Genomic DNA, 11168 nt, shown 5'->3' with positions numbered 1-11168 from the left:
CCACCTCACACCGCGCCAGCAACTCCTCCACCGCCGCGGTCAACGGGCCGGCGTCGACCGTCGTCTCCGGTGAGACCGCGGCCGTGGAGGAGTTGCTGGCGCGGTGCGAGGTGGAGGGGGTGTGGGCGCGGCGGATCGGGGTGGACTACGCCTCGCACGGTCCGCAGGTGGAGGAGATCCGCGAGGAGCTGCTGCGGGCCCTGGCGGGTGTGGTGCCGGTGTCTTCGCGGGTGGCGTTCTACTCCACGGTGACGGGTGAGGTGGTGGACACCGCCACCCTCGATGCCGGGTATTGGGTGCGGAATCTGCGGGAGCCGGTGCGGTTCGCTCCGGTGGTCGCCGCGTTGGCGCAGTCGGGTGCGGGGGTGTTCATCGAGGCCAGTCCGCATCCGGTGCTGATCGCCGGTATCGGTGACACGCTGGCGGAGGCGGGGGCTCAGTGCGCGGTGGTGGAGACCCTGCGCCGGGATCAGGGCGGGATGGCACGGTTCCTGGCCAGCGCCGCGCAGGCTCACGTGCACGGGGTGGACCTGGACTGGAACGCCATCTTCCCCGGCACCCACCCACACCACGTCGCCCTGCCCACCTACGCCTTCCAGCACAAGCACTACTGGCTGGAGCCCGTCGTCTCCGACACCTCCACCCCCTCCCTGGCATCCGCCAACGGCGACCCGGTCGAATCCGTCTTCTGGGACGCCGTCGAAGGCCAGGACCTGGCATCGCTCGCCGAGACCCTGGAACTGGGCGAGACCGGGCAGTCCTCCCTCGGCGCGGTCCTCCCCGCGCTGTCCTCCTGGCGCCGCAAGCACCGCGAGCAATCCGTGCTGGAGTCCTGGCGCTACGGCATCGTCTGGACGCCCGCCACCAGTCGCGGGGCCGGGACCCTGTCAGGGCGTTGGCTGCTCGTCGCCCCCGAGGAGGGCGTGGACGAGGCCCTGGTGTCGGCCTGCGAGCGCATGCTGGCCGACGCCGGTGCGGACGTCGTATGCGTCCGCACCGGCGCCGCCACCAGCCGTGAACGGCTCGCCATCCCCCTCGCCCAGGCGTCACAAGGTGACGCCGTCGGTGTCGTGTCGCTCCTCGGCCTGGACGAACGACCCGACGACCGGGCGGGCGGAGTGGCACTCGGGCTGTCCGGCACGGTCGCCCTCCTCCAGGCGCTGGCCGACGCGGGGATCGACGACGGACCGCTGTGGTGCCTGACGCAGGGCGCCGTCGCCACCGATGACCGCGACCCCGCACCCAATCCGGTACAGGCCCAGGTCTGGGGCGTCGGCCGGGTCGCCGCACTGGAGTTCCCCCGCCTGTGGCGCGGCCTGATCGACCTGCCACCCGACATCGGCGACGACGACACGGCCTGGCAGCGCCTCCCGGAGCTGCTGACCGCCCCCGAGGAAGACCAGATCGCGCTGCGCGCCACGGGACCGGTGGCACGCCGGATGGCGCGGACGCCGTTGGGACCGACCGCGCCGAAACGCCAGTGGCAGCCCCGCGACACGGTGATGATCGTCGGTGCCACCGGCGTCCTCGGTGCGCAGCTGGTCCGCTGGATGGCCCGCGAGGGCGCCGCGCACCTGCTGCTGGTCAGCCGCCGTGGCATGGACGCCCCCGGCGCCGCCGACCTGAAGGCCGAACTCGACGCCCAGGGCGTCCAGGCCACCATCGCCGCCTGCGACATCACCGACCGGCAGGCCATGGCCGAGCTGATCGAGAACGCACGCGCTCAGCTTCCGCCGATCCGCACCGTCGTCCACTCCGTGACCCAGGCCGGACTGGATCCGCTGGCCGACATCACCCTGGACCAACTGCACGACACGGCCAAGGTCGTCGGCGCCGACGTGCTCGACGAGCTGTTCGACGAGGACTCCCTCGACGCCTTCGTGCTGTTCTCCTCCATCGCCGCCTTCTGGGGCAGCGGGGACCACGCGGCCTACGCCGCCGCCAACGCCCACCTCGACGCGCTCGCCGCCCGGCGCCGCCGCCGCGGCCTGACCGCCACCTCGATCGCCTGGGGGGTGTGGAACGCCTTCAACGAGTCGGACGACACCAAGACCGCGGTGCGCACCGTTCTCTACGACCGCGCCAACCGGCAGGGACTGCCCCTGCTGGACGCCGAGACCGCCCTCTCCGGACTGCGGCAGGTCCTCGACCACGACGAGACGTTCGTCGCCATCTCCGCCATCGACTGGGAGCGCTTCGCACCCCTCTTCACCTCCGCCCGCACCAGCTGGTTCCTGGCCGACCTGCCCGACGCCCGCGCCACCCTGGCCGCGCAGCAGGTCCAGCAGGAGACGAGCCCGGAGGACGACGACACGCACGCGCTGCGGGCCCAGCTGTCCGAGATCTCCCAGGAGGAGCAGAGCCGCTTCCTGCTGGACCTCGTCCGCTCGCAGGTGGCGGTGGTCCTCGGACACGAGACGCCCGAGACCGTCGAGTCCGGTCGGGCGTTCAAGGACATGGGCTTCGACTCGCTGACCGGCGTGGACCTGCGGAACCGGCTCACCGCCGAGACCGGCTTGCAGTTGCCCGCCACCCTCGTCTTCGACCACCCGACGCCCCGCAACCTGACCGACTTCCTGGAACGGGAGCTCGCCGGCGAGGCGGCGCCCACGGCCGACCCCGCGACAACCGCCGCCACCGTGGCCGACGAGCCGATCGCGATCGTGAGCATGTCCTGCCGCTACCCCGGAGGCGCCGAGTCCCCGGACGAGCTGTGGGAGCTGCTCGCCGCGGGCGGGGACGCGATCTCCGGCTTTCCCACCGACCGCGGCTGGGACTTGGAGGGACGTGTCAACCAGGACGCCGGTCCGGACCGGCGGCAGGGCACCAGCTACGTCAGCAGCGGCGGTTTCCTGAGCGGCATGGCCGACTTCGACCCCGCCCTCTTCGGAATCTCGCCGCGCGAGGCGCTGACGATGGATCCGCAGCAGCGGCTCATCCTGGAATCCGTCTGGGAGTTGTTCGAACGGGGCGGTATCGATCCGCATTCGGTGAAGGGCAGTCAGACCGGGACGTTCATCGGCTGCAGCTGGTCCGAATACTGCTCCGGCCAGCGCAACAGTGCCCAGGAGGGCATCGAGGGATACCTGATCACCGGAGGCACCCCGAGCGTGATCTCGGGCCGTGCGGCCTACACGTTCGGCCTGGAAGGCCCGGCGATCTCCATCGACACGGCGTGTTCGTCGTCGCTGGTCGCGCTCCACCTCGCGGCCCAGGGGCTGCGCAACGGCGAGTGCTCGATGGCGGTCGCCGGCGGTGTCGCCGTGCAGATCGAGATCGGCGCCTTCGTGAGCTTCAGCAGCCAGGGGGCCCTGGCGGCGGACGGCCGGTGCAAGGCGTTCTCGGCCGACGCGGACGGCATGGGCCTGTCCGAGGGCGTCGGCCTGGTGCTGCTGGAGCGGCTCTCCGACGCCCGCCGCAACGGCCACGAGGTCCTGGCCGTCATCCGTGGCAGCGCGATGAACCAGGACGGCGCCTCCAACGGGCTGTCCGCGCCCAACGGGCCGTCGCAGCGGCGGGTGACGCGTCAGGCCCTGGCGAACGCGCGGCTGTCGCCGGGCGAGGTCGACGCGGTGGAGGCGCACGGCACGGGCACCACACTCGGCGATCCCATCGAGGCAGGGGCGCTGCTGGCCACCTACGGTCAGGACCGCCCGGACGGATCGCCGTTGTGGCTGGGCTCCATCAAGTCGAACATCGGGCACACCGCGGCCGCCGCGGGTGTGGCGGGCGTGATCAAGATGGTGATGGCGATGCGGCATGGCCTGCTGCCCAGGACCCTGCACGCCGAGGAGCCCTCCGGGCACATCGACTGGTCCGCCGGCGCCGTCGAGCTGCTGACCGAGGCCCGGCCGTGGCCCGATCACGGCCGGCCCCGCCGCGCCGGCGTCTCCGCCTTCGGCATCAGCGGCACCAACGCCCACGTGATCCTCGAACAGGCCCCGCCGGAGGAGCCGGTGGAACCGGAAGCGGAACGCGAATCCGGAGACCCGGACCAGGCCCCCGCCCCCGGGCTGGTCGCCACCGTCGGGTTGGTGCCGTTGGTGCCGTTGGTGGTGTCGGGCCGGTCGGGTGGGGCGCTGGCGGGTCAGGCGGCGCGGTTGCGGGAGTTCCTGCGCGGCGGTGACGCGGCCGACGTGTCGCTGGTGGACGTGGGGTGGTCGCTGGCGACGACGCGGGCGGCGTTGGAGCACCGGGGTGTGGTGCTGGCCCGGTCCCGGGAGGAGGCGCTGACCGGCCTGGAGGCGCTGGCGGCTGGTGAGACGGCGCCTGGTGCCGCCTCAGGTATGGCCGCGCCCGGTGGTGACCGGCGGGTGGTGATGGTCTTCCCCGGTCAGGGCTCGCAGTGGGTCGGTATGGCCCGCGAACTGCTCGACACCAGCCCGGTGTTCGCTCAGGCGATCGCCGCCTGCGACGACGCGTTGGCACTACACGTGGAGTGGTCGTTGACCGAGGTCCTGCGTGAGGGGGACGAGGGAAGTCTGCGGCGGGTGGACGTGGTCCAGCCGGTGTTGTTCGCCGTGATGGTGGCGCTGGCGCGTCTGTGGGAGTCGGTGGGTGTCCGGCCGGACGTGGTGGTGGGGCACTCGCAGGGCGAGATCGCCGCGGCGCACATCGCGGGTGGGTTGTCGCTGGAGGACGCCGCCCGGGTGGTGGCGCTGCGCAGCCGGACGCTGGTGGAGCTGTCCGGCCAGGGCGCCATGGCCTCCATCGCCCTCGGCCGCCCCACCGCCGAGGTCCTGATCGGGCCTTGGCAGGGACAGGTCTCCATTGCAGCCGTCAACGGCCCGGCGTCCACCCTCGTCTCCGGCGAGCCCGGCGCCATGGACGAGGTCATGGGCCACTGCGAGAAGGAAGGGATCTGGGCGCGTCGGATCCCCGTGGACTACGCCTCCCATGGCGTTCAGGTCGAGCGCATCCGCGACCGGCTCGTCGCCGAGCTGGCCGGCATCTCCCCCCGTACCGGCGCCGCCACCTTCTACTCCACGGTCACCGGCACCCCGCTCGACACCGCCACCCTCGACGCCGACTACTGGTACCGCAACCTGCGCGAGACGGTCAGCTTCGCACCGGTCATCACCACGCTGGCCGGCCAGGGCGACGCACTGTTCATCGAGGTCACCCCCCACTCCGTGCTCACCGCGGCCATCCAGGACTGCGCCGAGGCGAGCAGCGAGAGCAGGGTCCGAGGCGGTGCCGCCGTGGTCGGCACCCTGCGCCGCGACGACGGCGGCCCGGACCGGTTCCTCGCCAGCCTCGCCGAGGCGTATGCCCACGACGCCCCCGTGGACTGGTCAACGGTCTTCGCCGGCGCCGCCCCGCGCCGCCTGCCGCTGCCGACCTACGCCTTCCAGCGCCAGCGCTACTGGATGGACGGCGCCCCGGCGGGCGGGCCCGGCAAGGTCACCGGCGCGGGCCTGACCGCCGCCGACCATCCGCTGCTCAGCGCCTCGGTGCCGATGGCCGGAGGCGAGGAGTGCCTGCTGACCGGGCGGCTGTCCCTCCCCACGCACCCCTGGCTGGCCGACCACACGGTGGCCGGCGCCGCGGTGGTGCCCGGCACGGCCCTGCTGGAGCTGGCGGTCCGCGCCGGAGACGAGACGGAGTGCGGCGCCATCGAGCAGCTGAGGCTGGAGGCCCCGCTGGTGATGCCGCCGCGGGACGCGGTCCAGCTCCAGGTGCGGGTCGCCGCTCCCGATGCCACGGGCCGCCGTTCGCTGGACATCTACTCCCGTGGCGAGAACGGCGAGGACACGGCCCGACGAGACTGGGTCCGCCACGCCACCGGAACGCTCCTCCCGCCCACCGCACACCCGGCGGACCCGTCCGCAGCCGACGTACGGCCCTGGCCCCCGGCGGACGCCGAACCGGTCGACATCGCGTCCTTCTACGCCGAAGCCGCCGCGGCCGGCCACGCCTTCGGGCCGGCCTTCCAGGGCCTTCGGGCGGTGTGGCGATCGGGCGGGGAGATCCTGGCGGAGGTCGCGCTGCCGGACGAGTGGCGGGAGGAGGCGAGCCGCTTCGGCGTTCATCCCGCGCTGCTGGACGCCGCGCAGCAGGCGCTCCTGGCCGCCACCGACGGCGCGCTCCAGTCCGGGCGGGCGCGGCTGCCCGCCGCCTACGCCGGGGCGCGGCTGCTGGCCACCGGAGCTACCGCGCTGCGGGCCCGGCTGTCGCCGGCCGGCCCCGGCCACGACCAGGACGCGCTGCGTGTCGAACTGACCGACACCGAGGGTCGGCCGGTGGCGGAGGTGGATGCCCTCACCACCCGGCCCGTCGACGCCGATCGGATCCTCACCGCCCTCACCCCCGCGGGGGAGATTCCGCTGTGCCTGGAGTGGACCGCCCTCGGCGGGACACCGCGGCAGGCGCCGGATCGGCCCGGCACGGGCGTGTCCACGGACCTGGCGGCCGGCCGGTGGGCGCTCCTCGGCGCCGGCGCCCCCTCGGAGGCCGTGTCCGCCGCCGCGGCCCGGGGCGGCGCCACCGTCCGCGGCTACGACGACCTGGCGGCGCTGGCCCAGGCCGCTTCCGACGCCGGGGCCGAGGCACCTGACGTGCCCGAGGTGGTGGTGTGGGTGTGTCCCCCGACCGCCGATCCCGAACGCGCCGAGGCCGTGCACGCCGCCCTGACCGGCGCCCTCGACCTGCTCCAGACCTGGCTCGCCGACTCGCGCCGGCAGGATGTCCGCCTGGTGGCCCTCACCCACGGCGCCGTCGCCCCCCGGGCCGACGGGCACCTCACCGACCCGGGCCAGGCGGCTGTCCTCGGCCTGCTGCGCGCCGCGCAGGCCGAGGGCCTCGACCGGCTCCTCCTGGTCGACGTGGACGGAGACGACGCCTCCTACGCGGCCCTGCCCCGGGTCGTCACCGCCGCCTACGAGGCGGGTGAGTCCCAGGTGGCCCTCCACGCGGGCCAGGGCCTCGTGCCGCGGCTGACCCGCCCCGGCCGGGGCGGCGAACCCCTGCCCGCCACCCCCGGGGACGGCGCCCACGGCACGGTGCTGGTCACCGGCGGCACCGGCACCGTCGGCGCGCTGGTGGCCCGCCACCTCGTCACCGGGCACAAGGTTCGGCACCTGCTGCTCGCCGGCCGCCGCGGTATCGAGGCCCCGGGCGCGCGAGAGCTGCGGGAGGACCTCGAACACCTCGGCGCCGACGTGCGGATCGCCGCCTGCGACATCGCCGACCGGGCCGAACTGGCGCGCCTGCTGGGCGAGATACCGGCGGAACACCCGCTGACCGGCGTGGTGCACACGGCCGGTGCGATGGACGAGGTCATGATCGCCTCGCTGACCCCGGAGCGGCTGGCCACGGCGCTGCGGCCCAAGGTCGACGCGGCACTCAACCTCCAGGAGCTGACCCAGGACGCCGAACTGTCGATGTTCGTGCTCTTCTCCCACGTCGCCGGTGTCCTCGGCGGCCCCGCACAGGGCAGCTCCGCCGCGGCCAACGCGTTCCTCGACGCCCTGGCCCGGCGCCGCGCCGCTCTGGGCCGGCCCGGTATGTCGCTCGCCTGGGGCCCCTGGGAGCGGGAGAGCACCCTGGCCGGCGCCCTGGAGCGCGCCGACCGAGCCAGGATGGCCCGGGGCGGCCTGGTGCCGATGCCTCCGGCCTACGCTCTCGGCCTCCTCGACACCGCACTCGCCATGGACCGGCCGCTGCTGGTGCCCATGCGGATCGACACCGCCCAACTGCGCGCCGAGGCCGGCTCCGGGATGCTGCCGCCGCTGTGGCGCGGCCTGGTGGGCACCCCCGCCCGCCGCGCCGTCCAGTCGCCTGGCACCGGCGACCAGGGTTCGGCGCTGCGGCAGCGCCTGTCCGGCCTGTCCGAGAGGAAGCGGCTCGACGTGCTCCTGGACCTCGTCCGCGGACAGGCCGCGGTCGTCCTGGGCCACGATTCCACGGACCAGGTGGAGCCGGCGCACGCCTTCCAGGACATCGGGTTCGACTCCCTCACCGCGGTGGACCTGCGCAACCGGCTCGTGGCGGCCACCGGGCTGCGCCTGCCCGCCACGCTCACCTTCGACTTCCCGACCCCGACCGACCTTGCGATCCAGCTGCGCGCCGAGCTCTCCGCGGACCTCGGGCCCGGGGGCGACGAGGACGCCCCCGATGCCCGGGAGGCCAGGGAAGCCCGCATCCGGCAGGCCATCGCCGCCATCCCCGTCGACCAGATCAAGCAGGCCGGCGTGCTGGGCACCCTGCTGCGGCTCGCCGGTATCCCGGAGGAGGGAGGGGAGCCGGACGAGGTGTCGGTGGCGGAGATGAGCGTGGACGACCTGGTTCAGGCGGCGCTCGACGACAACCAGTCCTGACCCCCACCCACCAGTCGGAGAGCCTCATGGCCAAGTCAGTGGACGAGATCGTCGAAGCGCTGCGGTCCTCGGTGGCCGAGAACCGGCGGCTGCGCCAGGAGAACCAGGGCCTGACAGCCGTTCTCAACGGCGGCATCGCGATCGTCGGCATGGGCTGTCGCTATCCCGGCGGCGCCACATCCCCCCAGGCGTTGTGGAGTCTCGTCCGCGACGGCCGTGACGCCATCACCCCGTTCCCCGACGACCGGGGATGGGACATGGAAGCGCTCTACGACCCCGAGCCCGGCCGGGCGGGCAAGATCTGCGTCAGGCACGGCGGATTCGTGGAGACCATGGCCGACTTCGACCCCGGGCTCTTCGGCATCAGCCCCCGCGAGGCCCTCGCCATGGACCCCCAGCAGCGCATGCTCCTGGAGACCTGCTGGGAGGCCCTCGAAGACTCGGCCCTCGACCCGCTCTCCCTGAAGGGCACCTCCACGGGCGTCTTCATCGGCGCCCTCAGCTCCGGCTACGGCTTCGGCGCCAAGCTGCCCGAGGGCATGGAGGGCCATGTCATGACCGGCAGCGCCGGCAGCGTCATCTCCGGCCGCGTCGCCTACGCCCTCGGGCTGGAGGGACCCACCCTCACCCTGGACACCGCCTGCTCCTCCTCCCTGGTCGCGCTGCACCTGGCGGTCCAGGCGCTGCGCAACGGCGAGTGCACCCTCGCCCTCGCCGGCGGCGTCGTGGCGACGCTCCACCCGGGGATCTTCGTGGGGTACAGCCAGCAACGGGCCCTCGCCCCGGACGGCCGGTGCAAGGCGTTCTCCGCCGACGCCGACGGGTTCAGCTTCGGCGAGGGAGTCGGCACCCTGCTCCTGGAGCGGTTGCCGGACGCCCTGCGGAACGGTCATGAGGTGCTGGCGGTGATCCGCGGCACGGCGGTGAACCAGGATGGCGCGTCGAACGGGCTGTCCGCGCCGAACGGTCCGTCGCAGCAGCGGGTGATCCGGCAGGCGCTGGCGAACGCGCGGCTGTCGGTGGCGGATGTGGACGCGGTGGAGGCGCACGGGACGGGCACGTCGCTGGGCGATCCGATCGAGGCCCAGGCGCTGCTGGCCACCTACGGCCAGGAGCGCGAGGAGGGGCGGCCGCTGTGGCTGGGCTCCATCAAGTCCAACATCGGGCACACCCAGGCGGCCGCGGGTGTGGCGGGTGTGATCAAGATGGTGATGGCGATGCGCCACGGCCTGCTGCCCAGGACATTGCACGTCGACGAGCCCTCCCCGGCCGTCGACTGGTCGGCGGGTGCGGTGGAGCTGCTGACCGAGCCGGTGCCGTGGCCCGACCACGGCCGGCCGCGCCGCGCCGGGGTCTCCTCCTTCGGCATCAGCGGCACCAACGCCCACATCATCCTGGAAGAAGCCCCCGCCACCCAGGCGACCGGCACCACCCCGCCCGATACGCGCGAGTTCCCCGGTACCGAGGAGCCCGGCATCCTGACCGTGCCCTGGGTGATCTCCGGCCGCTCCCCGCAGGCGCTCGCGGCGCAGGCCGACCGCCTCAGCCATCACGTCCGGGCCGCACCCGACGCCTCGACCACCGACATCGGGTGGTCACTGGCCACCACCCGGGCTTCGCTCGAGCATCGCGGCGTGGTCCTGGCCCGTGACCGCGATCAGGCCCTCGCCGGGCTCGCCGCCCTCGCCTCGGGCGAGCCGGCCGCGCAGGTGGTCCGCGGCGTGGCCCGCCCCGGCCGGACCGCCGTCCTCTTCCCGGGAGGGGGAGTCCAGCGCCCCCGCATGGGCGCCGAACTCCACGACCGTTTCCCCGTCTTCGCGCGGACCTTCGACGAGGTCTGCGAGCTGCTCGACGAGCAGCTGGTCGGCGCCGGTCACACCCCCCACTCCGTCAGGGACGTCATCCTCGCCGCCCCCGACGACCCCCGCGCGGCCCTGCTGGACGAGACGCTGTTCACCCAGCCCGCCCTGTTCGCCTTCGAGACCGCCCTGCTGCACCTGTTGCGGTGGTGGGGGGTCGAACCCGACGCCGTGGCCGGGCATTCCGGGGGCGAGATCACCGCCGCCCACGCCGCCGGAGTCCTGCCGCTGCCCGACGCCTGCCGGATGGCCGCGGCACGCGGCCGGCTGATGCAGCGGCTCCCCGAGCGCGGGGCCATGTTCGCCGTGCAGGCCGGCGAGACCGCGCTGGCCGACGTGCTGAACGACCACGTGGCGGTCGCCGCGGTCAACACCCCCGAGGTCACCGTCATCTCCGGGAGCCGCGAGCCCGTCGAACGCGCCGCCGCGGCCCTGGCCGAGCGGGGGATCAAGATCAGCCCCATCCGGGTGTCGCACGCCTCCCACGCCCCCCTGGTGGAGCCGATGCTGGCCGACTTCAAGGACGCCGTCACCGGCCTCGCCTACGCCGAGCCACGCATCACCATCGTCTCCACCGTCACCGGACGGCCCGTCGAACCCGGGCAGATGTCCACCCCCGACTACTGGGTCGAGAACCTCCGCTCCACCGTCCGTTTCGCCGACGCGCTGGCCTGGATGGAGTCCCACCGCATCGGCCTCTACATCGAGGTCAGCCCCCGGGGCACGCTCACCGCCATGGCCCGCGACGGCCTCACCAACCCGGCCGCGGCCACCCTGGCCCCCTGCGGCCGCACCAACCAGGGCGAGGAACAAGCCCTCCTGACCGCCCTGGCGCAGATCCACACCCGGGGCCTGCCCGTCCACTGGCACCGCGTCTTCGCCGGCACCGGCGCCGGCCGCGTCGCCCTGCCCACCTACGCCTTCCGGCGCCAGCGCTACTGGCTCCAACCCGCCGGTGGCCCGAGCGGTGGTGAGAGCGCCCCGCCACCGC

General features: G+C 73.9%; 1 protein-coding gene and 1 pseudogene. Both read left to right on the top strand.

Annotated features, from left to right (window positions below):
- A partial coding sequence (locus tag ADY01_RS26035) for a type I polyketide synthase (protein ID WP_049578384.1) occupies positions 1-8318 on the top strand: 8318 nt, incomplete at its 5' end.
- A gap of 47 nt (positions 8319-8365) precedes the next feature.
- Positions 8366-11168 (top strand): annotated as a pseudogene (locus tag ADY01_RS26030) (type I polyketide synthase); the annotation flags it as partial.

This window comes from Streptomyces sp. SBT349, from assembly GCF_001083795.1.
Taxonomy (GTDB): Bacteria; Actinomycetota; Actinomycetes; order Streptomycetales; family Streptomycetaceae; genus Streptomyces.
This window is presented reverse-complemented; position numbering and strand designations above follow the sequence as displayed.